This is a genomic window from Streptomyces subrutilus, from assembly GCF_008704535.1.
Classification (GTDB): Bacteria; Actinomycetota; Actinomycetes; order Streptomycetales; family Streptomycetaceae; genus Streptomyces; species Streptomyces subrutilus.
Genome location: NZ_CP023701.1, coordinates 95,724 through 121,672, shown reverse-complemented (window position 1 = coordinate 121,672; position 25,949 = coordinate 95,724). Strand labels below are relative to the sequence as shown.

Sequence of the window (25,949 nt, the reverse complement as noted above, 5' to 3'; positions counted from 1 at the left end):
CCGCGCGCACGCCGAAGGCCGCCCCCGCGATCGGATCGCGGGGGCGGCCTTCGGCGTACGGGCCGCGGACGGGGTCAGGCGGCGGGGGAGGAGACCGTCGGATGCGTCACGCACCCGTGGTCGGCCAGCGAGCACGGCCGCGGCGCCGGCGCCCGCAGGTCCACCTCGAACACCCCCATCAGCACCGGGTCCAGGCAGGTCGCGGACCGCACCCGCGGCCGCGGCTCCGGCGTCCGCAGCAGCTCCAGGTACGCCGCCTCCGTCTCCGGCGCCGGATCGATGCCCAGCTCCTCCGCCAGCACCTCCCGCAACTGCTGGTAACTGCGCAACGCCTCCGCCCGGTTGCCGGCCCGCGTGTGCGCCGCCATCCGGCAGCGGTAGGCACTCTCCCGGAACGGCGCCCGGCGCACCGCCTCCTCCGCGTACCGCAGCGCGTGGTGCTCGTCGCCCAGCGCCGAGGACGCCAGGCTCGCCGTCTCCAGCGCCTTCAGCCGCAGCTCCTCCAACTGCTCGCGCATCGCGTTCACCCACTCGCCCTCGTGCGAGGGCAGGAACGAACCCCGCAGGTTCGACACCGCACCGGCCGCCAGCTGCTGGGCCACCGCGAAGGCGCCCTCCGCGTACGCCTCGCCCGCCTCGCCCACCGCGGTCTCCGCGACCTCCACGTCCACCGCCGCGTCGCGCGGCACCCGCAACAGGTACCGGCCGCCCTGCGCCACCAGGGGAGGAGCCCCCGGCTTGTCCTGCGGCGTCGTGACGAAGGTACGCACCCGGCTGACGATGCTGCGCAGCGCCGACGCCCACGTGTCCGGCAGGCCCTCGGGCCACACCGTCTCGGCCAACTGGTCACGGTCCGTGCCCCCGGCCCGCTCCAGCAACAGCCGGGCGAACGCGACCTGCGCCTGGGCGCTCGAGAGGTGTTGAGGCGGTGCTCCGTCCGGCTCGATCGTGACAAGACCTATCAGTCTGATCAGCACTATGCACTCTCCGAAACGGTCGGCTTCCGGCCGTGTCCCCCTAGCTCGTGCGATTCAGAGGATACCGGCGGGCCGTCTCCGCATGTCAACAGCGGCCGCCAACATTCCCCCGCGAATAAAACCCCAGGTCCCGGCGCATTTCCTCGTCGCGTCAAGCCCCACTGTGGTCCCGCTCCACTCCGGCCGGTGTCCCGCTCTTGCGCCGCTATTGCGCCCCCCGAGTCTTAATGGAATTCCACTAGAGCCCCGCCGGAACAACGGCGGAGCGCAGATGGAGTTCCGGGTCCGCCGGACGATCGCCACGAGGAGAAGCACGTGAACGCATCCGCTGCCTGGAGCCGACTCGAACCGAAGCTGGCCTACTTCCGCGACCGCGTCCGGTCCCTGGAGTACGAGCCCAACCGCAAGAACAGCTTCGTCGCCTACACCGTCGAGCGGGACTCCGCCTACGCGGACCAGGACGGCCAGCGCCTGCTGATGATGTCCGGCTACAGCTACCTCGGACTCGCCGGCGACGAGCGCGTCGTCTCGGCCGCCAAGGCCGCCGTCGACCGCTACGGCACCGGCAACCACGGGGTGCGCGCCCTGGCCGGATCCACCCCGCTGCACGAGGAACTCGAAGCCGAGGTCGCCAAGTTCGCCGGCCGCGAGCAGGCCCTCGTCTTCGGCTCCGGCTACGCGGCGAACGTCGGCACCGTCGGCGCGATCGTCGGCCCCGGCGACACCGTCTTCATCGACAAGTACGACCACGCCAGCATCGTCGACGGCTGCAAGCTCTCCGGCGCCACCGTCACCCGCTTCCGCCACAACGACGTCGCCCACCTGGAGCGCCGCCTGGCCGCCGCCCCCGACACCGGCGTCCGCCTGGTCATCGTCGACAGCGTCTACTCCATGGACGGCGACATCGCCCCCCTCGTCGATCTGCGCAAGGTCTGCGACGCCCACAACGCCCTCCTCATGGTCGACGAGGCCCACGCCCTCGGCGTCATCGGCGCCACCGGCAAGGGCATCGAGGAGCACTTCGACTACGAGGTGAAGGTCGACGTCAAGCTCGGCACCCTCTCCAAGGCCATCCCCTCCATGGGCGGCTGGGTCGCCGGCTCCGCCGAACTCATCCACCACCTCAAGTACGCCGCCCGCCCCTTCCTCTTCTCCGCCGCCCTGGGCCCCGCCCAGTCCGCCGCCGCCCTGGAGTCCCTGCGCATCCTGCAGCGCGAACCGGAGCGCGTGGAGTTCATCCAGCAGGAGTCCGAGCGCTTCCGCACCACCCTCCACGAGGCCGGCATGTCCACCGTCGACAGCGAGACCGCCGTCGTCCCCGTCATCGCCGGATCCGACACCGCCGCCTACGACTACGCCACCGTCTGCCGCAAGAACGGCGTCATCGGCCTCCCCGTCGTCACCCCGGCCGTCCCCAACGACCTGGCCCGGCTGCGCATCGCCATCACCGCCGCCCACACCAAGGCCGACCTCGAATTCGCGGCCGAGGCCTTCATCAAGTCGGCCCGCGAGTGCCGCATCATCTGACCGCCCAACGACGCGAAGCACGCCCAAGGGAGCAGACATGTCTTCACCGTCCAGGGGCAGTTCGGCGCAGCCGCCCGTAGCCATCACCGGTATGGGCGTGGTCACCCCCGGCGGGTGCACCCCGGACGCACTGTGGGACACGCTGCGCGCCGGCCGCTCCACCGCCGCCGCCCTCACCCACACCGACCTCAGCCGCCACCGGGTGCGCATCGGCTGCACCGTCCGCGGCCTGGAAGGGCTGGCCGGACTCGTCCCGGCCAAGGAAGCCCGCCGCATGGACCCCTTCGCCCACTACGGCACCGCCGCGGCCCTCGCCGCCCACCGCGACGCCGGCTCGCCGACCGCCCAACCCGGCCGCACCGCCATCGTCGTCGGCAACGCCGTCGGCGGCCGCGCCACCAGCGACCTGGAGTCCGCCCACTACACCGAGGGCGGCCCCGCCCGCGTCAACCCGCTGATGCCGCTGATGACGATGCCCAACGCGGCCGCCGCCCACATCGCCATCCGCCTCGGCTGGACCGGCCCCGCCCTCACCGTCGCCAACACCTGCGCCAGCGGCGCCGACGCCATCGGCCACGCCCTGATGCTCCTGCAGACACACCGCGCCGACCTCGTCATCGCCGGCGGCGCCGAACACACCCTCACCCCCGTCACCCTCGCCGGATTCGGCAACCTCAACGCCGTCTCCCTGCGCAACGACGACCCCGAACACGCCTCCCGCCCCTTCGACAAGGACCGCGACGGCTTCGTGATGGGGGAGGGCGCCGGATTCGTCGTCCTGGAACGCCTGGAGGACGCCCGCGCCCGCGGCGCCACGACGTACGGCCTGATCGCCGGCTACGCCGCCACCGCCGACGCCCACCACCTCGCGATGCCCCTGCCCGACGGCGCGGGAGCCGCGGCCGCCATGGCCGGAGCCATCGCCGACGCCGGCCTGGACCCCTCCGACATCGTCCACGTCAACGCCCACGGCACCTCCACCCCCTACAACGACCGCTCCGAAGCCGCCGCCCTCACCAAGGTCTTCGGCACCGCCCAACCCCCCGTCACCGCACCCAAGTCGGTCATCGGCCACCTCATCGGCGCCGCCGGAGCCGTCGAACTCATCGCCACCGTGCAGGCCATGCGGCACTGCGAGGTCCCGCCCACCGCCAACCACGAACAGCAGGAGCCAGGAATGGACATCGACGTCGTCCACGGCGCACCGCGCACCGTACGCCCCGGACCCGCCCTCACGAACTCCTTCGGGTTCGGCGGCCACAACTCCTCGCTGGTGGTGGCGCCGGTATGACGCTCCTGACCCTGCCCGCACCGGTACGCACCCTCACCGTCACCGAGCCGGAGATCACCGACTACCGCGACGCCGCCCGCGCCTCGCTGCCCGCCGCCCGGCCCGGCCAGGCCTCGCCCGTCCACACCTTCGTCCTGGCCCACACCCTCGCCGAACAGACCGTCGCCGCCCTGACCGCACCCGAACCCGGCCCGGTCTCCGTCGTCCACCTCGGCCAGGACATCCGCACCACCCGGCCCGTGCGCCCCGGCGAACAGGTCACCGCCGCCCTCGACGTCCGGGGCATCCGCAAGGAGGCCCGCGGCGCCCGCATCGCCCTGCGCGTCCGCCTCACCGGCGAGGACGGCCCCGACCCCTTCGCCGAACTCACCATCTCCGCCCTCCTGGTCGGCGCCACCCTGCTGGAGGCCTACGGCGACATCGCCGGCGGCCCCGCCGCCCCCGCCCCCCGGGGCGCCGGCACCCCGCACAGCGCCGTACACCAGCTCACCACCGACTGGATCAGCACCTACGCCCAGGCCTCCGGCGACCTCAACCCCATCCACCTCGACGAACAGGCCGCCCGCGCCGCCGGCTTCGACACCGTCATCGCCCACGGCATGAGCGTCGTCGCCCTCGCCGTCGAGGAGGCCGTCGACCGCTTCGCCGGCGGCGACACCACCGCCGTCCGCGGCCTGGGCTGCCGCTTCTCCGGCCCCGTACCCCCCGGCATCCCCCTGGAGATCACCCTCCAGCCCGACGCCGACGCCCGCGTCGTCCGCTTCACCTGCAAGACCCCCAAGGGAGCGGCCGTCAAGAGCGGCTGGATCGAGCTCGACCAGCCCGGAGGCGACCGCCCGTGACCCGACCCGAAAGCGTCGAACTCGGCCTCCTGGGCGGCTTCCTCACCCAGGTCCGCGACCGCCCCCACGCCACCGCCCTCGTCTTCAACGGCGAGGAGACCACCTACCGCGAGCTCTACGAGCAGGCCGGCCGCGAACGCGACCGCCTCGCCCGCCTCCGCCTCGCCCCCGGCGTCCCGGTCGGCGTACTCGCCGACAAGTCACCCGCCACCGTCGCCCTCGTCCTGGGCTGCCTCCTCGCCCACCGCCCCCTGCTGCTGCCCTCGCCCGCCCTCGCCGACACCCTCCTGGCGGACCTCTTCGCCCAGGCCGGCTGCGCCCTCGTCCTGGCCCCCGGCGGAGCCCCCGCCCGGCTCGCCCCCAACCCCGCCACCACCGCCCAGCCGCTGCCGGCCGACGAGGCCGCCGACGTGGCCCTCATGCTCACCACCTCCGGCTCCACCAGCCTCCCCAAGATCGTCCCGCTGTCGCTGGGCGCCGTGGACCGCTTCACCCGCTGGGCCGCCGCCGCCTTCGACATCGGACCCGGCCGCACCGTCCTGAACTACGCCCCCCTCAACTTCGACCTCTGCCTCCTCGACGTGTGGACCACCCTGGCCCGCGGCGGCCGCGTCGTCCTGGTCGACCCCGCCCTCGCCGCCCACGGCCGCCACCTGCGCGACCTGGTCCTGCGCCACCGCGTCCACATCGTCCAGGCCGTCCCCATGGCCTTCGGACTGCTCCAGGACGCCGCAGCCAAGACCGGCGACACCTTCCCCGGCGTCGACCACGTCATGTTCACCGGCGACGCCATCCCCGACCGCACCCTGGCCGCCCTGCCCGCCCTCTTCCCCCGGGCCCGCATCCACAACATCTACGGCTGCACCGAGACCAACGACAGCTTCGTCCACGAGCTCGACACCACCGCCACCACCTTCCCGCCCGTCCCCATCGGCCGCCCGCTGCCCGGCGTACGGGCCCTGATCCTCGACCCCGACACCCACACCCCCGTCGAGGGCCCCGGCAGCGGAGAGCTCTTCGTCTCCACCCCCTTCCAGGCCCGCGGCTACCTCGACCGCACCCGCCACGCCGACAAGTTCACCGCCCACCCCCTGGGCCTGGACGACCACCGCTGGTTCCGCACCGGCGACCTCGTGCGCCGCGACGCCACCGGCACCCTGCACCTGACCGGACGCACCGACTTCCAGGTCAAGGTCCGCGGCGTCGCCGTCAACACCGCCGAGATCGAACGCGTCCTGCAGGAACACCCCGACGTCCTGGAAGCCGGCGTCGCCGCCCTGCCCGACGCCCTCGCCGGCAAACGCCTCGTCGCCGCCGTCCAGCGCGCCCCCGGCTCCACCCTGACCGGCCTGCAACTGCGCACCCACTGCGCCCGCCACCTGCCCAGGGCCGCCATACCCCACCAACTCACCCTCACCGACGAGCCGTTGCCCAAGACGGCCACCGGAAAGGTCGACCGCAGACAGCTCGACCAGCTCGACCGGATCGACCAGCTCAGCCCCACCACACCCGTCGCCACACCGATCGCCGAAGGAATCCCGTCATGAGCAACATCGACACCATCAAGAACTTCGTCATCACCGAGTTCCTCCCGGGCACCCCCGCCGCCGAACTCGCCGTCGAGCACGACCTCCTCAACGACGGGGTCATCGACAGCCTGGGCGTCCTCAAGCTCATCGCCTGGGTCGAGGACCGCTTCGAGCTCGCCATCGGCGACGAGGACCTGGACCCCAACAACTTCCGCAGCGTCGAGGCCATCGACACCTTCATCACCCACGCCCGGCGCACCGCCGCCGCCTAGCACCGTGGCCGCCTCCTCCCTCCCCCCACTGTGGCGGGGAGGCACCCACCGGGCCCGCGGCGCCTGGCACGCACGCCCCCTGCGCTGCCACATCGCCCACGTACGAGCCGCGATGTTCCGCCTGGCGACCGCACCCGCCGGACGCCGCGGGCCCCGCCCCCCACACCCCTGACCCGCCCCGCCCCCGCACCACGCCACCACAGCCCGACATCCCGACGCAGACGAGACGGAGCCCGAGCGTGCACGACGCACTCACCGGCCTGCTGGAGAGCCAAGCCCCGGTCGGCCTCGCCACCTGGCGGTCCTGGTGGGACCAGCTCGCCGACCGCCAGATCGACCAGGCCCAGGTCCTCGCCCTGCTGGCCTCCCTGACCAGCCGGCTCCCCGACCACCAGACCCTGCGCCACCTGCTGGACTCGCTCACCGAGCGCCGGCCGGCCCCGGCGGCCACCACCCCCTGGGAAGGCACCGTCAACGTCGTCGGCACCGGCGGCGGACCCAGGACCTTCAACATCTCCACCGCCTCCGCGTTCGTCGCCGCCGCCGCCGGAGTCAAGGTCGTCAAGACCGGATCACGCGCCTACACCAGCTCGCTCGGCTCCGTCGACCTCCTCGAACGCCTCGGCATCCGCCTCACCTCCTCCCACGCCCACACCGAGGACACCCTCGCCGCCCACGGCATCGCCTTCGCCGGCCCCTACGTCTACCCGCCGCAACTCACCCGCCTCGCCCGCACCGCGGCCCCCCACGGCATGAAACCCTTCGGCCGGTTCCTCAACGCCCTGGGCCCCTTCCTCGCCGACCTGCCCGTCACCGCCCAGGTCACCGGCGTCTCGGCCACCGCCCCCCTCGACACCCTGCGCGCCCTCGCCGCGACCACCACCACCCGCCGCATCTGGCTCGTCTCCAACGACACCGGAGCCGACGAACTGCTGCCCTTCGCCACCAACACCGTCCACGAGGACACCACCCGCACCCGTACCATCCGCCCCGGCGAACTCACCCCCGGCGACGGCTCCTTCGGCGACCTGCGGCCCGCCGACCCCGCCGACGCCCCCGCCCACTTCCGCTCCGTCCTGTCCGGCACCGCCGGCCGGGTCGCCACCCGCACCGTCTGCCTCGGCGCCGCCGCCCTCCTCGTCGCCTCCGGCACCCGCCGCGACTGGCCCTCCGCCGTCGCCGTCGCCGAAGCCGCCGTACGCTCCGGCGCCGCCCACGACCTGGCCCTGCGCCTCGCCGCCCCCGCCGCACCCCGCCCCCTGGCGGTGGCCCATGCCTGACCTCGCCACCCCCGCCGCCACCCGGGCCCCCGCCCCCTTCTTCACCCGCCGCACCCCCGGCGGCCCGCCCGGCCTCGCCCTCTTCCTCAACGCCGGCGACCCGCCCCTGCCCGTCCTGAAGGACCTCGTCCTCATGCTCGACGAGGAAGGAGTCGACTGCCTCGAACTGGCCGTCCCCTTCCCCGACTCGGTCACCGACGGACCCGTCATCCGGCGCTCCGCCCGCCGCGCCCTGGACCGGGGCGGCGCCGACCTCGACGACGTACTCGCCTTCATCGCCGACGTCCGCCCCCGCCTCGCCCACCTGCGGATCGCCCTGCTCGCCGACTGGAGCCACTCCCTCAAACACCGCGACTTGGCCGACGCCACCCGCGACATCGCCGCCGCCGGCGCCGACGGACTCCTCATCCACGCGCTGCCCCCCCGACTGCGCGCCGCGCACCTGGAAACGGCCGCCGCGGCCGGCCTGCCCGTCGTCACCACCTGCTACACCAAGAGCCCGCCCGCCACCCAGGCGCAGGCCGCCGCACACGCCTCCGCCTACCTCTACCTGGTGGCCCACTACGGGCGCAGCGGCACCGCACCGGGCGCCGGACACGCCGCCCTGGCCCAGACGGTCACCGACCTGCGGGCCCACACCGACTCCCCGATCGCCGTCGGCTTCGGGGTCAGCACACGGCAGGACGTCCAGGCCGTCGGAGCCTCCGGCGCCGACGCGGCGATCATCGGCTCCGCCGCGGTGGCGGCCGTGGAACGGGCACAGGACGCCGGCCTCGACGTCACCGAGGCCTTCCGCGACTTCGTCCGCTCCGTCCTGCCCGCACCGACCGCCTGACCGCACCACCCACCGCTCCACCCCTCATCCGAACCGTCCACGCACCACCCACACACCGGGAGACCGCCATGATCGTTCGCGACATCGAGTCCGTGAAGACCGTCGAGTGGGGCAACGGCCTCAGCCGCCGCTTCCTCCTCGCCCAGGACGGCCTGGGCTACTCGCTCACCGACACCACCGTCCTGGCCGGCACCAAGTCCCGCCTGGAGTACGTCAACCACCTGGAGGCCTGCTACTGCATCGGCGGCTCCGGCGAGGTCATCGAACTCGACGGCACCTCCCACGAGATCGTCCCGGGCCGCATGTACGCCCTCGACCAGCACGACGCCCACTACCTCGTCGCCAGCCCGCACGAGGACCTGCGCCTGGTCTGCGTCTTCTCGCCGGCCCTGCGCGGCGACGAGGTCCACAGCCTCGACGCCCACAGCTCCTCCGCCTACTGAGACGCCCCCGCGGCGCCACCGTCCCGAACACCGACCGAATCAAAGGGGTCCTCGTGATCCGTTGGAACGCCGACCAGGCCGATCTGCGCGACGGCCTGGAGCGGTGGGGAGACGCACTCAGCGCAGACCACATCGAACTCGACGAGCAGTCCGCCTTCTCCGAGGACAAGTGGAAGCTCGTCCAGAAGACCGGAATCCTCTCACTGCCCTTCGACGAGGACTACGGAGGCCTCGGACAGTCCCTCCTGACCACCATGTACGTCCTGGAAGGCCTCGGAGAGTACAACCGCGACGCGGGCCTGAGCTTCTCCGTCACCACCTCCATCTGCTCCACCGGAATCCCGCTGCAGCAGTTCGGCACCATCGAGCAGAAAGAGCGCTACCTGCCCCAGATCTGCTCCGGAGAGGCGATCGGCGCCCACGCCATCACCGAGGCCGAGGGCGGATCCGACGCCATGGCGATGACCACCCGCGCCCTGCGCGACGGCGACGACTACGTCATCAACGGCAGCAAGGTCTTCGTCAGCAACGGCCCCGTCGCCGACGTCATCGTCGTCTACGCCCGCACCCACCCCGACGGCGGCCCGCTGGGAACCACCGCCTTCCTCGTGGACCGCAACACCCCCGGACTGACCGTCGGCAAACCCATCAAGAAGATGGGCCTGCGCACCTCCCCGATCAGCGAACTGTTCTTCGACGACGTACGCGTCCCCCGAAGCGCGGTCCTCGGCCGGGTCGGCGGCGGCTTCCTGGTCCTGGACCACGTGATGAAACGGGAGATCCTCTTCTCCTTCATCGTCAACGTGGGCGAGATGCAACACCGGCTGCAACGCTGCGTCGACTACGCGAGGACCCGCAAGTCCTTCGGAAAGGCGATCGGTTCGTACCAGACGATCGCCAACAAGATCGTCGACACGAAGATCCAGCTGGAAACCGCCCGCAAGTGGCTCTACGACACCGGCGAGAAGCTCCAGGCCGGCGAGAACGTCACCACCGACCTCGCCATCGCCAAACTCGTCACCAGCGAGAGCAACCTCGCCACCAGCCTCACCGCCGTACAGATCTTCGGCGGCCACGGCTACATGACGGAGTACGGCCTCGAACAGGACGTGCGCAACGCCCTGGGCGGCACCATCTACTCCGGCACCAACGAGATCCAGTACAACCGCATCGCCTCGATGCTGGGCCTGGGCAAGTGACCACCACCCACCCCCCGTCCCAGACCCTCCTGAAGGTCTGCGGGGCCACCACCCCGCAGGACATCGAGGCGGCCGCGGCCGCCGGGGCGGACTGCGTCGGCCTCTGGCACGGCGTACCCGGCGGCCCGTCCGAACTGGACCCGAACGGGCTCGCCGCCCTCGCGGCGGCGGCCCGTTCGGCCGGCCTCCTCCCGGTCCTGGTGACCTTCCTGTCCGACGCCGGTGCCCTCGCCGACCTCGTGCGGCACACCGGCGTCGGCTGGGTCCAGCTCCACGCCTACCAGCCCCCCGCCCTCGTCCGGACCCTGCGCCAGGCCCTGCCCGAGCACACCGGCATCGTCAAGGTCCTCCACGTCCAAGAGGACGGCGGCTGCGTGGAACGCCCCCTGATCGGCGCCTACGGACGCGCCGGCACCGACCTGTTCCTCCTCGACACCGCCACCGGCGACGGCCGCATCGGCAGCACCGGCCACACCCTGGACCCCGACCACATCACCGCCCTGCTGCCCCGACTGACCCGCCCCTTCCTCCTCGCCGGCGGCCTCACCCCCGACAACCGCCCCGCCTACCGCGACGTCGCCGACCACCCCGGATTCCGCGGCATCGACGTCGACACCGCCGCCCGCGACCGGACCACCGGACGCTTCGGCGTCCCCCAGATCACCGCCCTGGCCCGCGCCTGGCGCACCCGCCCCACCGTCCCCGACCACCCCCCGCTGGAGCTGTCACGATGACCGACCCCAACCGGACCGGCCTCCCTTTTCTCGAGGCCCTCCTCGCCTCCCCGACGCCCGTGGTGATGGAGGTCAAACGCCGCGACGCCCACGGCTACGACATGCTCGGCGGCCGCACCCCCGCCGCCATCGTGGAGGCCTACGAAACGGCCGGCGCCCCCTGCATCTCGGTGGTCACCGGCCGCTGGTTCGGCGGCTCGCCCGCCCTGCTGCGCGACGTCGCCGCCCTGACCGGACTGCCGATCCTGCAGAAGGACTTCATCACCCGCAAGGACCAGATCCGCACCGCCCGCGAACTCGGCGCCTCCGCCGTCCTGCTGACCGCCGCCCTGCTGCCCGCCTCCAGCATGCGCACCCTGGTCACCGAATGCCTGCTCACCGGGCTGACCCCCTTCGTCGAGATCACCACGGAAGCCGAACTCGCCTCCGTCCACCACCCCGAGGCCTGCGTCATCGCCGTCAACAACAAGGACATCAAGACCCGCGAACGCGGCGCCGGCGACCTGGGCCGCTCCCTGGACCTGCTCCCCGCCGTCCGCGCCGCCGGCGCCGCCTGCCCGGTCAGCGCCAGCGGCATCGACACCCCCGCCACCGCCGCCGCCCTCCTCGACGCCGGCTTCGGCGGCCTCCTCGTCGGCACCTCCCTGCTGCGCACCGGCTCGCCCGCCCAGTGGGTCGACGAGGTCGCCGCCACCCGCAAGGGGCTGGCCCTGCGATGACCACCACCACACCCACCCGCACCGCACCCGCCCCCACGGCGACGGCCCCGACCACCACCCCGACCACCACCCCGATCCCGGCCGCGGCCCCAGCCGCCGCGGCCGGGCCCGGCCACCGGTGCGAGCGCCACGTACTGGACGCCGGCGGCGTCCCGCTCTCCGCGCTCCTGGCCCGGCCGGCCACCCCCGGCCCGCCCCGCTCCACCATCCTGGCGATCCACGGCCGCGGCATGCGCGCCGCCTACTGGAACTCCTTCATCCCCCTCGCCACCGCCCTGGGCCACACCGTCCTGGCCGTGGACCGCCCCGGCTACGGCGACTCCGCCGACCTCCTGCCCGACGGCCAGACCCTCGCCGAACAGGCCCAGACCCTCCACGCCGGCCTCAAGGAACACGCCCGCACCCACGACACCGGCGCCGGCGTCTTCCTCCTGGGCCACTCCGACGGCGGCAAGGTCGCCCTGCACACCGCCGCCACCACCGGCTCCGTACCCCTCCTCGGCCTCGACACCTCCGGCACCGGCTACCACTACAACCCCGAGGCCCTGCACTTCCCCTCGACCCTCGGCGGCGGCGCCACCAAACTCAACTGGGGCCCCCTGGGCCTCTACCCCCGCGGCACCTTCCAGGCCAGCCGGGCCCTCCTGGCCCCCACCCCGCCCCGCGAATCAGCCGAAACCATCCACTGGCCCCTCCAGTTCGAAGCCCTCGCCCCCGACGTCCGCATCCCCGTCCGCCTCACCTTCGCCGAACACGAGGCCTGGTGGCACCTGGACACCCCCACCCTCTCCGCGATGGCCGCCCGCCTGACCGCGTCCCCCTCGGTCACCGTCGACCACCTCGCAGCCGCCGGCCACAACGTCAGCCTCGGCCACGCCGCCACCCCCTACCACCTGCGCGCCCTGGCCTTCCTGGAGGACTGCCTCCGCTCCGCCGGCGCCCCCTGAACCCCACCGCCCACCGCGCACCACCCACCGACGGGCCGTACCCCCACCGCGGGTACGGCCCCTCGGCATGCCCCCACCCGCCGGCGGACCGCACCGACCCCCGCCCCGCACCCGTACGCACGAAGGCGGCGGGCCCGGGGACCGTGCCCCGAACCCGCCGCCCCTCGACCCGCCGGCCCTCAGGCCACGACCTTGCCGACCAACTGGTCCCGGATCCGCGCCGGTATCCCCGGCGCGAACCGCTGCAGGTAGTGGTCCATGTGCGCGTCGTCGCCCACCAGGAACGGCAGGTCGAACACCAGGAGCTTGCGGACCGCCAGCAGCGGCAGCGGAGCACGCAGCGGCCGGAACGACTCGTTGTACAGCCCCGGCTCCTCGCACACCGGATGGAACTGGCCGATCATCAGCCCCTCCGCGACGAACTCGTCCTTCGCCTTGCGCTGCAACTCGTCCAGCTCCACCGAATCCGTCGGATCGAAGCCCGGCAGCACCAGCAGGATCGTCAGCAGCTCACGGTCCTCCGGCGACAACGGCTGCGACAGCACCGCGTGCCGGGTCCGCAGCGAGTCCACGGCCAGCGCCAGGTTGTCGCAGTCCGCGGACGGCAGCGCCAGATGGAAGAGCTCCTTGCGCAGCGAGGGCTGCGTGTACGGGCACACCGGGCCGGTGCGCCCCAGCTCGGGATGGCTGGAGACGAGGAAGTCACGGCTCCAGTCGAGCACTTGCAACAGCGGCCCCAGCGCCTCGGCCGGGACCTCCCCGCGGGACACCTGTCCGGTGGTCCACGACTGGATCAGGTCGTCGCCCCTCATCGGGCATCCCTCCACATCGGTCGCAGTGACGGTCCGTTCCCGGGCAGCACGAGGTCCGGGCCCAGCGGCACGAAACCGCTGCGCCGGGTCACGGCCTCGCCGCCCGGCGAGCTGGCCTCCCCGTACGAGCCGACGCCCGCGGCGTCCGCCCGGGCCCCGACCTCGCCCAGCAGCCCGGACATCAGGCCGCCCTGCTGGCGGCCGGGGCGCACCGCCCCGAACGAGACGTAGTAGTGCGGCCGGTCCACCGGGTGGGCGGTGGCCTGGAGCTCGGCGATGGTGCGCAGCGCACCGGCGTACCCGCCCAGCGCCTCGGTGAAGGCCGCGTCCAGGGCCTGGCCGTCGGGCTCGGCGCCGGGCGGCAGGAACAGCAGGACCGCCTCGCCGTCGGGGCTGGTCAGCACCCCGTCGTAGGCGGCGGACAGTTCCACGAACACACGGAAGAACCCCGGCAGCAGCTCGGCGCGCAGCCGGTCGTCGGGGATCATCCAGCGGGTCAGGGCGTCCTCGTGGAAGGAGGACGCCAGGAGCGAGGACAAATGGGCGACGGCCGATCGGCTCAGCCGGCTGGGGGAGGGGGACAGGGTCGGGGACACGACGGGGACCTCCGGTCACGGGAGACGGAAGAACGAACGCACGAGCAGGACGGACGGGACGAAAAGCCGGACGGACAGGACGAGCTGGACGAGCGGTACGAGTGGTACGAGGTGGACGAGCGGTTCGGACGGGTCGAGCGGTTCGGACGGGTCGAGCCGGACGAGCGGTTCGGACGGGACGAGCGGCGGGACGAGACGGGCCGCGCCGGAACCGGACCGGCGCGGGGGAGGGACGGCGGGAAGCGGCACACCGGGGGAGCGCGGGGCACTCCCGGCAGGCCGCACGAACGGGCACACCAGGGCGGGACGCCCCGGCGCGCGGCGGTCAGGGCGCGACGCGGCCGCGCGCGGCGAGTTCCGCCACCCGCCCGTGCAGCACCGGCAGGTAGTGCTCGGACTCCGGCTTGATCAGCACGCTGCGCATCACCCGCGCCGCGTCCGCGTCCGCCACCAACCCCGGATGGCGCGCCACGAACGCCTCCGCGTCCGCGCGCAGCACGCTCAGGAACACCGGGTCCGCCTCCGCCGTCATCCCGTCGCGCAGCAGCCGCTCGGACGCCGCGTCGATCGAGGACAGCCGGCCGTCGGCGGTCGCCGGGAAGTACGTCACGATGTCCAGGTCCGGACGCTGGTACAGCTCCAGCTCCGCCGAGCCCTCCAGCAGCTCGGCCCAGCGCAGCGCGGCCCGCCGGTTCGCGGCCAGGATCCGCCCGAAGCCGTCCACGGTCAGCGGCAGCAGCTGCAGCGTCAGCCACAGCCCGGCCGCCGCCGCACCCGCCCGCGAGCACTCCAGGCTGATCTCGCCCAGGTGCAGCTCCGCGTCGGTGAAGTACGTGTACGGCGAATCGTGCGCGAAGTGCCGGCCGGCCCGCGGATCGGGGAACAGCACCGCCCCGCACCCGTACGGCTGGAGCCCCTGCTTGTGCGGATCGACCACCACCGAGTCGCACTCGGCGATCGCCCGCCACGGCGCCGCGTCGACGCCGCCCGCACCCGCCCGGCCCAGGATCGCGTAGAACCCGCCGTACGCCGCGTCGACGTGCACCCGCACCCCGTACCGCCGCGCCAGCACCACCACCTCGTGGACCGGGTCGACCGCGCCCAGCCCGGTGGTGCCCGTGGTGACGACGACCGTGCCGACCCGACCGCCGCGCAGCACCTCCTCCAACGCGCCCAGATCGATCCGCCCGTGCGCGTCGGCGGGTACCCGGTGGCCCTCCACGCCCAGGACGTGGCACATCCGCTCGTGGGTGTAGTGGCACTCCGAGCTGTAGGCGACACCGCGGTCCGGATGCAGCTGCCGGGCGACGTACAGCGCCTCCAGGTTGGCCATCGTGCCGCTGGTCGTCAGGTGCCCCACGTGCGCGGCGAGCCCGAACATCCCGGCCAGCTCCGCGACCGCCTCGCGCTCCATCTCCGTGGTCGCCGGACCGCCCTCGGCGGCATGGTTGTTCGGGTTGAACAGCATCGCGGTCAGATAGCCCGTCACGGCCGCCGGATGCGGCGGCTTGACCATCTGTCCGGCGTAACGCGGGTGGAAGAACGGATAGTTGTGGTCCATCCGCTTCGCCAGCCGGTCGAAGGCCTCGGCGAACGCCTCGGGCCGGACCCGGTGCGCGTCATGGGTCTCGTACGGGCCGAACTGCCCGCCCCACCGCTCCGCCACCCCCAGCGCACGCGGCAGCCAGTCGCGTAAGTCGTGCAGGTCGTGCAGATCCACGGGAGCCTCCCCCAGCGGACCGCCCGGACAGCGGCCCAAGTCGCGCGTACGCGGTCGTACGTACGCACGAGGAGCCTTGCCCAGCCCCCGCAAGGCCCGCGCAACGCCGCACCCCCGCACACCATCCCGGCTCCACCGACCCGCAAGGCGCATCTGGTGCACTCGCGGCGCCACACCCGCGCGAGACGCACCGCCCACCGGCCCCGCACCCTGCCCGGCCCCGCCCACGGACACCCGCGCGCACCCACCCTTCCCAGGAGGAAAACCCATGGTCACCAGACGCAGCGTGCTCGGCGGAGCCCTCGCCGCGACCGGAGCGGGCCTGCTCACCACCGGCGGCCTCGCCCCGCTGCTCAACGCCCGGACCGCCCAGGCCGACGCCGCCACCGCGGCCGGCGCCCCCGTGAAACCGGTCACCGTCCCACCGGCCTTCACCGTGCGCATGCCCACCCTCCCGGTGCTCGCCCCGATATCCCAGCTCGGCGGCCAGGACACCTACGCGCTCACCCTCAAGGAAGTGAGCCGGGAGATCATCCCCGGCGTCCAGACGAAGGTCCTCACCTACGACGGCCAGTTCCCGGGCCCCGTGCTGCGCGCCCGCAGCGGCCGCAAGGTCGTCATCCGCCACCGCAACACCCTCACCATGCCCGTCTCCGTCCACCTCCACGGCGGCAACGTCTCACCGGAGAACGACGGCGGCCCCATGGACACCTTCGGACCGGGCACCTCGCGCACCTACACCTACCCCAACCAGCAGCTCGCCGCCGGCCTCTGGTTCCACGACCACGCCCACCACATGGAATCCGAACACGTCTACCGCGGCCTGTCCGCGACCTACCTCCTCTCCGACGACACCGAACGGTCCCTGCCGCTGCCCGCCGGCCAGTACGAGGTCCCCATCGCCCTGCGCGACGCCCACTTCGACGAGAGCGGCCAGCTCGTCTACGTCATGGACGACGTCTTCGGCCGGACCACCATCCTCGCCAACGGCCGCCCCAGCCCCTACTTCGAGGTCGCCGCCCGCAAGTACCGCTTCCGCCTCCTGAACTCCTCCAACATGCGCTTCTTCCAACTGCGCCTGTCCGACGGCGGCCAGATGATCCAGATCGGCTCCGACGGCGGCCTGCTGGAACGCCCCTTCACCACCGACACCGTGGGACTGTCCCCGGCCGAACGCGCCGACGTCGTCATCGACTTCTCCCGCTACCCCGTCGGCACCAGGATCGTCCTGGAGAACACCCTGGGCCCCGGCACCCCCGACCAGGTCGGCAAGGTGCTCCGCTTCGACGTCGTGCGCACCGCCCCCGACCCCAGCCGCGTCCCGGACGTCCTGCGCACCCTGCCCGCCCTGCGCAGGGCCACCGTCCAGCGCAGCATCGTCCTGAGCATGGACGAGGACGGCCGCCAGGAACCGCGGGGGTTCATGGACGGCCAGGTCTGGGACCCCCAGCGCATCGACCAGACCGTCGCCCACGGCACCTCGGAGATCTGGACCGTCACCAACACCAACAAGGTCGTCCCGCACAACTTCCACATGCACCTGGTCCAGTTCCGGGTCCTGGAACGCAACGGCGCCCCGGCCGGCCCCGCCGAGGCCGGCCTGAAGGACACCGTGCGCCTCTTCCCCGGCGAGAGCGTCAAACTGCACGCCACCTTCGACACCTACAAGGGCACCTACGTCTACCACTGCCACCTCCTGGACCACTCCGCGATGGGCATGATGGCCAACTTCCGCATCCGGTAGCCGAGTCCGCACACCGGGCGCGGACCCCGACACACGGGGTCGAGCGGGGACCGGGGGAGCGGCCCCTCCCCGCTCGACGCGCTCTCAAGGACGAACCGAGGACCGGCGGCAAGAATCCTCGACAACAGACCATGTCCGGCCGTGTCCCCCACGAGACCCGCATGAGTCCCGCACGATCCACACCACCAGCCCACACGAGGCCGCGCACCCGCACACGCAGACACGGACGCATCCGTACCCGCAGGCAGCCGCCGGCGCGCGGCACACGCGCACCCGCCCGCGCCCGCCCCCACCACCGACGACAGCACGACACCGCACACCAGCGACCGCACACCAGACACCGCACAGCGCACACCGGAGACCCACGGCCGACCGAGCCGGGGCCGCCGAGGCCGAAAGGGAAGAGGAGGGAAGCGATGGCCGCCACCGTGGCCATGACCGTGGTCGTCACCCCCGGACCCCCGCCCTCCCTCGACCTCCACGGCGAGCTCACCCCCGCGGCGCTCACCGCCGCCCTGGCGGCCCTGCCGCCCTGCACCCCGACCCTGCACCGCCACACCGACCACCACCACACCCTCACGCTGCCCCCACCGCCCTACCCCGCCGGACGCCTCGGCGACCTCCTGACCGGAGCCCCCGCCGCCCCCGCCCCCCGCCACCCGCACCCGCACCCCCTCCCCGACACCGGCCGGCCCCCGCACCGGCCGGACACCGCCCTGCCCGCCACCGCCCTCCAGCGCGCGGTACTCCTCGACGCCCTGACCCACCCCGGATCCGGCCTGCACGTCGAACAGCTCCACTGGCGCTGGCACGGACCGCTCGACCACCACCGCTTCACCACCGCCTGGCAGCACCTCCACGACACCGAGGCCGTCCTGCGCACCGCCCTGGCCCGCCCCGCCGCACCCGGCGACGGCCCCCGCTTCACCGTCCACCCGCACGCCACCCCCGAACTCCACCGCCACACCCGCTCCGGCACCGACTGGCAGACGCTGCTACGGGCCGAACGCACGCGGGAGTTCGACCTCCACCGGCCCGCCGCCCTCAGGATCACCGTCCTGGAAGAACAGCCGCACCCCGAACCCGCCTCCAGGGTGCTCCTCACCTACCACCAGGCCCTCCTCGACAACTGGAGCGCACGCCTCCTGCGCCGCGCCCTGCACCGGGCCTACCTCGCCGACGGCCGGCCCGCCGGCCGCGAACGCCGCCCCGACATCCGCGACCACCTGCGCTGGACCGCCGCCCAAGACCTCCACGAAGCCCGCCGGTTCTGGTCCCGCCCCACCCCGCACCCCGCACCGGCCACCCCCCGGCCCGCCCCCGCACACCCCGCCGCCCCGCCCGCGGACCCGACACCGGTCGGCCCACCCCCGCGCGGACACGCCCGCGGACACGGCCGCACCCGCGAGCGGCTCACCCCGTACGAGGCACGGCGCCTGCGCCGCTGGGCCGCCGACCAGGGCGCCTCGGAGAGCACCGCCCTGCACGCCGCCTGGGCCCTCCAGGCCCACCACACCCACCCCGCCCCGGGCCCGATCGGCTTCGCCGCGGCGGTCTCCGGCCGCGGCATCCCCCTGCCCGGCGCCGACCGCCTCCCCGGCCCGCTGCGCAGCGCCGTCCCCCTGCACGCGCGCATCGACCCGGCCGTCCCGCTGACCAGCCTGCTGGCCACCCTGGCGGGCCAGGTCCTGGACGCGTCGTCCTACGAATGGGTCGCCCCCGCCCAGGCCGCCGCCTGGACCCCCGGCCACCGCGACGGCCCCGGCGACCACGGTGACCACGGCCTCCGGCTTCCCGGGGCCCTCATCGACTTCGAGGCCCACGCCCCCGACGGGCCCGCCGACGACCCCGTCCCCACCGAACTCGCCGCCGAAGGCGTCCGTACCGGTGCCGCCGAAACCATCACCGCCGCCACCGCCCTCCCGCTGACGATCACCGCCCACCACGACACCGGGGGCGGCCTCGTCCTCACCGCCGTCCACCACCGCACACACCTCACCGACGCCGACGCCGCCCGGGCACTCGCCCGTACCGCCCGACTGCTGCGCACCCTGCCCGACACCGCCGAGCAGCCCGTCACCGCCACCGTCGCCCATGCCCTGGCGCTGCTCACCGCGCACCCGCAACCGGCACCCCCACCGCACCCCGCACCCGGCCACACCGCCCGCACCCTGAGCGTCCTGCGCGCGGCGGCGCGCACCGGCGCCGGCACCATCTGCCTGATCCCGCCGCCCGGCGCACCCCCCGGCTGCTACGACACGCTCGCCGCCGCCTACCCCGGCCCGCAGGAACTGACCACGCTGCGCCCGCCCGCCGACGCGCGCACCGTCCTGGCCGCGCTGCGGCCCGCCCTCGCCCGCGACGAGCCGCTGCTGCTGGCCGGGTTCACCGGCGCCGGCGACCTGGCCTGCGAGGTCGCCGAACGCATCGCCGCGCACGGCTGGCACCCGCCCCGCGTCGCGATCGCCGCCGCACCGGCCACCGCCACCGGTCGGGCCGCTGCCCTCGCCCGGACCCTGACGGCGGCCGCGGCCCGCGCCACCCGGCCCTGACCACCCGACCACCCGACACCCGACCACCCGACGTTCCGACATCCCGTCCCCGAACCACCAGGAGTGACATGTCCCGCCGTCTGTTCACCTCGGAGTCCGTCACCGAGGGCCACCCCGACAAGATCGCCGACCAGATCAGCGACACCATCCTCGACGCGCTCCTCGCCGAGGACCCGACCTCGCGGGTGGCCGTGGAGACCCTCATCACCACCGGTCTCGTGCACATCGCGGGAGAGGTGACGACGAAGGCCTACGCCCCCATCGCCCAGCTCGTCCGCCAGAAGATCCTCGACATCGGCTACGACTCCTCCACCAAGGGCTTCGACGGCGCCTCCTGCGGCGTGTCGGTGTCCATCGGCGCACAGTCCCCGGACATCGCGCAGGGCGTCGACACCGCCTACGAGTCCCGCGTCGAGGGTGACGAGGACGAGCTCGACAAGCAGGGCGCCGGCGACCAGGGCCTGATGTTCGGCTACGCCTGCGACGAGACCCCCGAACTGATGCCGCTCCCCATCCACCTCGCCCACCGGCTCTCCCGCCGCCTGTCCGAGGTCCGCAAGGACGGCACCGTCCCCTACCTGCGCCCCGACGGCAAGACCCAGGTCACCATCGAGTACGACGGCGAGCAGCCGGTCCGCCTGGACACCGTCGTCGTCTCCACCCAGCACGCCGCCGACATCGACCTCGAAGCGCTGCTGACCCCCGACATCCGCGAGATCGTCGTCGAGTACGTCCTGCGCCAGCTCGCCGAGGACGGCATCAAGCTCCAGACCGAGGGCTACCGGCTGCTGGTCAACCCGACCGGGCGTTTCGAGATCGGCGGCCCGATGGGCGACGCCGGCCTCACCGGCCGCAAGATCATCATCGACACGTACGGCGGCATGGCCCGCCACGGCGGCGGCGCGTTCTCGGGCAAGGACCCGTCCAAGGTGGACCGCTCCGCCGCGTACGCGATGCGCTGGGTCGCCAAGAACGTCGTGGCCGCCGGGCTGGCCTCGCGCTGTGAGGTCCAGGTCGCCTACGCCATCGGCAAGGCCGAGCCGGTGGGCCTGTTCGTCGAGACCTTCGGCACCCACACCGTGCCCACCGACCGCATCGAGCGGGCCATCGGCGAGGTCTTCGACCTCCGCCCCGCCGCGATCATCCGCGATCTGGACCTGCTGCGCCCGATCTACGCCCAGACCGCCGCCTACGGCCACTTCGGCCGTGAGCTGCCCGACTTCACCTGGGAGCGCACCGACCGCGCCGAGCGCCTGAAGGCGGCCGCCGCGGCCGCCGCCGGCGCCTGAGCCGCAGCCTCCCCGGCCCCGGAGCGGCCGGCCCGCACGGCCGGCCCGCTCCCCGCCAGCAGCCACCACCCGCACCACCCGCACCATCAGCCCCGCCCCACTCCGCCCCGCCGACCTCAGACCAGCACACAGGAGTCCACGTGCGTATCGCGGTGACCGGATCCATCGCCACAGATCACCTCATGGCCTTCCCCGGCCGGTTCGTCGACCAGCTGCTTCCCGACCAGCTGGAACACGTCTCGCTGTCGTTCCTCGTCGACACCCTAGAGGTGCGGCGCGGCGGAGTGGCTGCCAACATCGCCTACGGCCTCGGCGGCCTGCGCCTGGACCCGCTCCTCGCGGGCGCCGTGGGCCCCGACTTCGCCGAGTACGAGGTCTGGCTCAAGGAACACGGCGTCGACACCGGCTCGGTGCACGTCTCCACCGAGCACCAGACCGCCCGCTTCATGTGCATGACCGACCAGGACACCAACCAGATCGCCTCCTTCTACGCCGGCGCCATGGCCGAATCGGGCCGCATCGACCTGCGCGCCCTGCACGCCCGCACCCCCCTCGACCTGGTCCTGGTCTCGCCCAACGACCCCGGCGCGATGATCCGCCACACCGAACAGGCCCGCGAACTGGGCATCGACTTCGCCGCCGACCCCTCCCAGCAGCTCGCCCGCCTGAACGCCGAGGAGGTCCGCGCCCTGGTCACCGGAGCCCGCTGGCTGTTCACCAACGAGTACGAGTCCGCGCTGCTGCGCGAACGCGCCGGCTGGAGCCCCGCCGACGTCCTCGACCGCGTCGGCACCTGGATCACCACCCTGGGCGCACAGGGCGTCCGCATCGACCGCAAGGGCGAGGAGACCCTCACCGTCCCCGCCGTCCCCGACGTGCCCGTCCAGGATCCCACCGGCGTCGGCGACGCCTTCCGCTCCGGGTTCCTCGCCGCCGTCAGCTGGGGCCTGCCGCTGCGCAGCGCCGCCCAGCTCGGCTGCGCGATGTCCGCGCTGGCCCTGGCGGCCGTCGGCTCACAGGCCTACGAGGTCCACCCCGAACGGCTCCTGGACACCGTCCGCACCGTGTACGGCGCGCAGGCGGCCGGGCTGCTCGAAGAGAAGCTGGGGCAGCTGACATGACGGACACCACCCAGACCCGGGCCGATGCCCTTCGGGAGGCGCTGGCCACTCGGGTGGTGGTCGCCGACGGGGCGATGGGGACGATGTTGCAGGAGCAGGATCCGACGTTGGAGGACTTCCAGCAGTTGGAGGGCTGCAACGAGGTGTTGAACGTGACGCGGCCGGACATCGTGCGCACGGTCCACGAGGCGTATTTCTCGGTGGGTGTGGACTGTGTGGAGACGAACACGTTCGGTGCGAATTTCGCGGCGTTGGCGGAGTATGACATTCCGGAGCGGAATTTCGAGCTGTCGCAGGCGGGTGCGCGGATCGCGCGGGAGGTCGCGGACGAGTTCACGGTGTCGACGGGGCGGCAGCGGTGGGTGCTGGGGTCGATGGGTCCGGGGACGAAGCTGCCGACGTTGGGCCATATCGGCTACGCGAGGATCCGTGATGCCTATCAGGTCAATGCGGAGGGTCTGATCGCGGGTGGTGCGGATGCGCTGCTGGTGGAGACGACGCAGGACCTGTTGCAGACGAAGTCGTCGATCGTCGGTGCGCATCGGGCGATGGCGGCGTTGGGTGTGTCGGTGCCGTTGATCTGCTCGGTGACGGTGGAGACGACGGGCACGATGTTGTTGGGGTCGGAGATCGGTGCGGCGTTGACGGCGTTGGAGCCGTTGGGCATCGACATGATCGGTTTGAACTGTGCGACGGGTCCGGCGGAGATGAGCGAGCACCTGCGCTATCTGGCGCGCAATGCCCGCATCCCGCTCTCGTGCATGCCCAATGCCGGCCTGCCGGTCCTGACGAAGGACGGGGCCTACTACCCGTTGTCGGCGGCCGAGATGGCCGATGCGCAGGAGGGCTTCGTCCGCGACTACGGACTGTCGCTGGTCGGCGGCTGCTGCGGTACGACGCCCGAGCACCTGCGGCAGGTCGTGGAGCGGGTCCGCGGAGCGGCCCCCGCCGCCCGCACCCCGCAGCCCGAGGCGGGTGCGGCGTCCCTGTACCAGACGGTGCCGTTCCGGCAGGACACCTCGTACATGGCGATCGGTGAGCGGACGAACGCGAACGGGTCGAAGAAGTTCCGCGAGGCGATGTTGGAGGCCCGCTGGGACGACTGCGTGGAGATGGTCCGCGACCAGATCCGCGAGGGCGCGCACATGCTCGACCTGTGCGTGGACTACGTGGGCCGTGACGGTGTCGCGGACATGACCGAACTCGCCGGCCGGTTCGCGACCGCCTCCACCCTGCCCATCGTGCTGGACTCCACCGAGGTCCCGGTCATCCAGGCGGGTCTGGAGAAGTTGGGCGGCCGGGCGGTCATCAACTCGGTGAACTATGAGGACGGGGACGGTCCGGAGTCGCGTTTCGCGAAGGTGACGTCGCTGGCGCGGGAGCACGGTGCCGCGTTGATCGCGTTGACGATCGACGAGGAGGGGCAGGCGCGGAGTGTCGAGCACAAGGTGGCGATCGCGCAGCGGTTGATCGCGGATCTGACGGGGAACTGGGGGATCCGCGAGTCGGACATTCTCATCGACACGTTGACGTTCACGATCTGCACGGGGCAGGAGGAGTCCCGCAAGGACGGCATCGCGACGATCGAGGCGATCCGTGAACTGAAGCGGCGTCACCCGGACGTGCAGACGACCCTGGGCCTGTCGAACATCTCGTTCGGTCTGAACCCCGCCGCCCGCATCCTCCTGAACTCCGTCTTCCTCGACGAGTGTGTGAAGGCGGGTCTGGATTCGGCGATCGTCCATGCGAGCAAGATCCTGCCGATCGCCCGTTTCGACGAGGAGCAGGTGACCACGGCCCTGGATCTGATCTACGACCGGCGTGCGGAGGGCTACGACCCGCTGCAGAAGCTGATGGCCCTGTTCGAGGGTGTGAACACGAAGTCGTTGAAGGCCGGCCGGGCCGAGGAACTCCTCGCCCTGCCCCTGGAGGAGCGGTTGCGGCGGCGGATCATCGACGGGGAGAAGAACGGTCTGGACGCGGACCTGGCGGAGGCGTTGGAGACGCGTCCGGCGCTGGACATCGTCAACGACACCCTGCTGGAGGGGATGAAGGTCGTCGGTGAGCTGTTCGGTTCGGGTCAGATGCAGTTGCCGTTCGTGCTGCAGTCCGCCGAGGTGATGAAGACCGCGGTGGCCTATCTGGAGCCGCACATGGAGAAGACGGACGCGGACGGGAAGGGCACGATCGTGCTGGCCACGGTCCGCGGCGACGTCCATGACATCGGCAAGAACCTCGTCGACATCATCCTGACGAACAACGGCTACAACGTGGTCAACATCGGCATCAAGCAGCCGGTCTCGGCGATCCTGGAAGCGGCGCAGGAGCACCGGGCGGACGTGATCGGCATGTCCGGCCTCCTGGTCAAGTCGACCGTGATCATGAAGGAGAACCTCCAGGAGCTCAACCAGCGCAAGCTGGCCGCCGACTACCCCGTCATCCTCGGCGGCGCCGCCCTCACCCGCGCCTACGTCGAACAGGACCTCCACGAAATCTACGAAGGCGAAGTCCGCTACGCCCGCGACGCCTTCGAAGGCCTGCGCCTCATGGACGCCCTGATGGGAGTCAAACGCGGCACCCCCGGCGTCACCCTGCCCCCTCTCAAACAACGCCGCGTCGCCAAGCGCGAGGCCCCCGTCCCCGAGGTCGAGGACGTCCCCGAACTCGGCTCGGTCCGCTCCGACACCGCCGTCGACAACCCGGTGCCCACTCCGCCGTTCTGGGGCACCCGCGTCGTCAAGGGCATCCCGCTCAAGGACTACGCCTCCTGGCTCGACGAAGGCGCCCTCTTCAAGGGCCAGTGGGGCCTCAAGCAGGCCCGTGCGGGCGGGGCGACGTACGAGGAGCTCGTCGAGAGCGAGGGCCGTCCGCGCCTGCGCGGTCTCCTGGACAAGCTGCACACGGAGAACCTGCTGGAGGCGGCCGTGGTCTACGGCTACTTCCCGTGCGTGTCCAAGGACGAGGACCTGATCATCCTCGACGAGCAGGGCAACGAGCGGACGCGCTTCACCTTCCCCCGCCAGCGCCGCGGCCGCCGCCTGTGCCTCGCCGACTTCTTCCGCCCCGAGGAATCCGGCGAAACCGATGTCGTCGGCCTCCAGGTCGTCACCGTCGGCTCGAAGATCGGCGAAGCCACCGCCAGACTCTTCGAGGCCGACGCCTACCGCGAGTACCTGGAGCTCCACGGCCTCTCCGTCCAGCTCGCCGAGGCCATGGCCGAGTACTGGCACGCCCGCGTCCGCTCCGAGCTCGGCTTCGCCGGCGAGGACCCCGCCCAGGTCGAGGACATGTTCGACCTCAAGTACCGCGGCGCCCGCTTCTCCCTCGGCTACGGAGCCTGCCCCGACCTGGAGGACCGCGCCAAGATCGCCGACCTCCTCCAGCCCGAGCGGATCGGCGTCCACCTCTCCGAGGAGTTCCAGCTCCACCCCGAACAGTCCACCGACGCCATCGTCATCCACCACCCCGAAGCGAAGTACTTCAACGCACGCTGACCCCCGCTCCCCAAGCCGGAAAGGAG

22 protein-coding genes are annotated in these 25,949 nt (G+C 72.7%); 17 read left to right on the top strand and 5 right to left on the bottom strand.

Annotated features, from left to right (window positions below):
- Nucleotides 1-74 precede the first annotated feature (74 nt).
- Nucleotides 75-977 carry an AfsR/SARP family transcriptional regulator gene (locus CP968_RS00555; RefSeq protein ID WP_150516110.1) on the bottom strand — a complete coding sequence of 301 codons (903 nt, stop codon included), beginning with the start codon at nucleotides 975-977 and terminating at the stop codon, nucleotides 75-77.
- 315 nt (nucleotides 978-1,292) lie between these two features.
- On the opposite strand from CP968_RS00555, the gene CP968_RS00550 reads away from it, so the two are divergent.
- The 12 genes from CP968_RS00550 (at nucleotide 1,293) to CP968_RS00490 (ending at nucleotide 12,595) form a co-directional block, all read left to right on the top strand.
- Nucleotides 1,293-2,504 carry an aminotransferase class I/II-fold pyridoxal phosphate-dependent enzyme gene (locus CP968_RS00550; protein WP_150516109.1) on the top strand — a complete coding sequence of 404 codons (1,212 nt, stop codon included), beginning with the start codon at nucleotides 1,293-1,295 and terminating at the stop codon, nucleotides 2,502-2,504.
- Nucleotides 2,505-2,541: 37 nt separating this feature from the next.
- Nucleotides 2,542-3,795, top strand: a complete 1,254-nt coding sequence (locus CP968_RS00545; RefSeq protein ID WP_150516108.1) for a beta-ketoacyl-[acyl-carrier-protein] synthase family protein — start codon at nucleotides 2,542-2,544, stop codon at nucleotides 3,793-3,795.
- Complete coding sequence (locus tag CP968_RS00540) at nucleotides 3,792-4,637, top strand: MaoC family dehydratase (RefSeq protein WP_150516107.1); 846 nt, start codon at nucleotides 3,792-3,794, stop codon at nucleotides 4,635-4,637. Before CP968_RS00545 ends, CP968_RS00540 begins: the two co-directional genes overlap by 4 nt.
- Nucleotides 4,634-6,184 (top strand): AMP-binding protein, encoded by a 1,551-nt coding sequence (locus CP968_RS00535; RefSeq protein WP_150516106.1) that lies wholly within the window; start codon nucleotides 4,634-4,636, stop codon nucleotides 6,182-6,184. The genes CP968_RS00540 and CP968_RS00535 overlap by 4 nt, the downstream gene beginning before the upstream one ends.
- Nucleotides 6,181-6,438, top strand: coding sequence for a phosphopantetheine-binding protein (locus tag CP968_RS00530; protein WP_150516105.1), 258 nt, complete (start codon nucleotides 6,181-6,183; stop codon nucleotides 6,436-6,438). The genes CP968_RS00535 and CP968_RS00530 overlap by 4 nt, the downstream gene beginning before the upstream one ends.
- Before the next feature lie 239 nt (nucleotides 6,439-6,677).
- On the top strand, nucleotides 6,678-7,718 hold the full coding sequence (locus CP968_RS00520; protein ID WP_150516104.1) for a hypothetical protein: 1,041 nt from the start codon (nucleotides 6,678-6,680) through the stop codon (nucleotides 7,716-7,718).
- Nucleotides 7,711-8,553 carry a tryptophan synthase subunit alpha gene (gene trpA, locus CP968_RS00515; RefSeq protein ID WP_150516103.1) on the top strand — a complete coding sequence of 281 codons (843 nt, stop codon included), beginning with the start codon at nucleotides 7,711-7,713 and terminating at the stop codon, nucleotides 8,551-8,553. Before CP968_RS00520 ends, trpA begins: the two co-directional genes overlap by 8 nt.
- A gap of 68 nt (nucleotides 8,554-8,621) precedes the next feature.
- Complete coding sequence (locus CP968_RS00510; protein ID WP_150516102.1) at nucleotides 8,622-8,996, top strand: ectoine synthase; 375 nt, start codon at nucleotides 8,622-8,624, stop codon at nucleotides 8,994-8,996.
- A 53-nt stretch (nucleotides 8,997-9,049) separates the two neighbouring features.
- On the top strand, nucleotides 9,050-10,195 hold the full coding sequence (locus CP968_RS00505; protein WP_150516101.1) for an acyl-CoA dehydrogenase family protein: 1,146 nt from the start codon (nucleotides 9,050-9,052) through the stop codon (nucleotides 10,193-10,195).
- Nucleotides 10,192-10,929, top strand: coding sequence for a phosphoribosylanthranilate isomerase (locus tag CP968_RS00500; protein WP_150516100.1), 738 nt, complete (start codon nucleotides 10,192-10,194; stop codon nucleotides 10,927-10,929). The genes CP968_RS00505 and CP968_RS00500 overlap by 4 nt, the downstream gene beginning before the upstream one ends.
- On the top strand, nucleotides 10,926-11,648 hold the full coding sequence (locus CP968_RS00495; RefSeq protein ID WP_150516099.1) for an indole-3-glycerol-phosphate synthase: 723 nt from the start codon (nucleotides 10,926-10,928) through the stop codon (nucleotides 11,646-11,648). Before CP968_RS00500 ends, CP968_RS00495 begins: the two co-directional genes overlap by 4 nt.
- Complete coding sequence (locus CP968_RS00490; RefSeq protein ID WP_150516098.1) at nucleotides 11,645-12,595, top strand: alpha/beta hydrolase; 951 nt, start codon at nucleotides 11,645-11,647, stop codon at nucleotides 12,593-12,595. Before CP968_RS00495 ends, CP968_RS00490 begins: the two co-directional genes overlap by 4 nt.
- Nucleotides 12,596-12,774: 179 nt before the next feature.
- On the opposite strand, the gene CP968_RS00485 is transcribed toward CP968_RS00490, so the two are convergent.
- From CP968_RS00485 to CP968_RS00470, 4 genes are all read right to left on the bottom strand, one after another.
- A complete protein-coding gene (locus CP968_RS00485) occupies nucleotides 12,775-13,407 on the bottom strand; it encodes a DUF6875 domain-containing protein (protein ID WP_150516097.1) in 633 nt (210 codons plus the stop codon).
- On the bottom strand, nucleotides 13,404-14,003 hold the full coding sequence (locus CP968_RS00480) for a hypothetical protein (protein ID WP_229886947.1): 600 nt from the start codon (nucleotides 14,001-14,003) through the stop codon (nucleotides 13,404-13,406). Before CP968_RS00480 ends, CP968_RS00485 begins: the two co-directional genes overlap by 4 nt.
- A gap of 15 nt (nucleotides 14,004-14,018) precedes the next feature.
- Nucleotides 14,019-14,252 (bottom strand): hypothetical protein, encoded by a 234-nt coding sequence (locus CP968_RS00475; protein ID WP_150516096.1) that lies wholly within the window; start codon nucleotides 14,250-14,252, stop codon nucleotides 14,019-14,021.
- Between the two features lie 76 nt (nucleotides 14,253-14,328).
- Nucleotides 14,329-15,723, bottom strand: coding sequence for a pyridoxal phosphate-dependent decarboxylase family protein (locus CP968_RS00470; protein WP_373304144.1), 1,395 nt, complete (start codon nucleotides 15,721-15,723; stop codon nucleotides 14,329-14,331).
- 268 nt (nucleotides 15,724-15,991) lie between these two features.
- On the opposite strand from CP968_RS00470, the gene CP968_RS00465 reads away from it, so the two are divergent.
- The 5 genes from CP968_RS00465 to metH all read left to right on the top strand — a co-directional run bounded on the left by CP968_RS00465 (nucleotide 15,992) and on the right by metH (nucleotide 25,923).
- Nucleotides 15,992-17,467 carry a multicopper oxidase family protein gene (locus CP968_RS00465; RefSeq protein ID WP_150516094.1) on the top strand — a complete coding sequence of 492 codons (1,476 nt, stop codon included), beginning with the start codon at nucleotides 15,992-15,994 and terminating at the stop codon, nucleotides 17,465-17,467.
- Between the two features lie 416 nt (nucleotides 17,468-17,883).
- Nucleotides 17,884-20,019, top strand: coding sequence for a condensation domain-containing protein (locus tag CP968_RS35255; RefSeq protein WP_150516093.1), 2,136 nt, complete (start codon nucleotides 17,884-17,886; stop codon nucleotides 20,017-20,019).
- Between the two features lie 68 nt (nucleotides 20,020-20,087).
- Nucleotides 20,088-21,308: a methionine adenosyltransferase gene (metK, locus tag CP968_RS00455; RefSeq protein ID WP_150516092.1), complete on the top strand. Its 1,221-nt coding sequence runs from the start codon at nucleotides 20,088-20,090 to the stop codon at nucleotides 21,306-21,308.
- Nucleotides 21,309-21,448: 140 nt separating this feature from the next.
- Nucleotides 21,449-22,429 (top strand): carbohydrate kinase family protein, encoded by a 981-nt coding sequence (locus CP968_RS00450; protein ID WP_150516091.1) that lies wholly within the window; start codon nucleotides 21,449-21,451, stop codon nucleotides 22,427-22,429.
- Nucleotides 22,426-25,923, top strand: coding sequence for a methionine synthase (gene metH, locus CP968_RS00445; protein WP_150516090.1), 3,498 nt, complete (start codon nucleotides 22,426-22,428; stop codon nucleotides 25,921-25,923). Before CP968_RS00450 ends, metH begins: the two co-directional genes overlap by 4 nt.
- The last annotated feature ends 26 nt before the right edge of the window (nucleotides 25,924-25,949 follow it).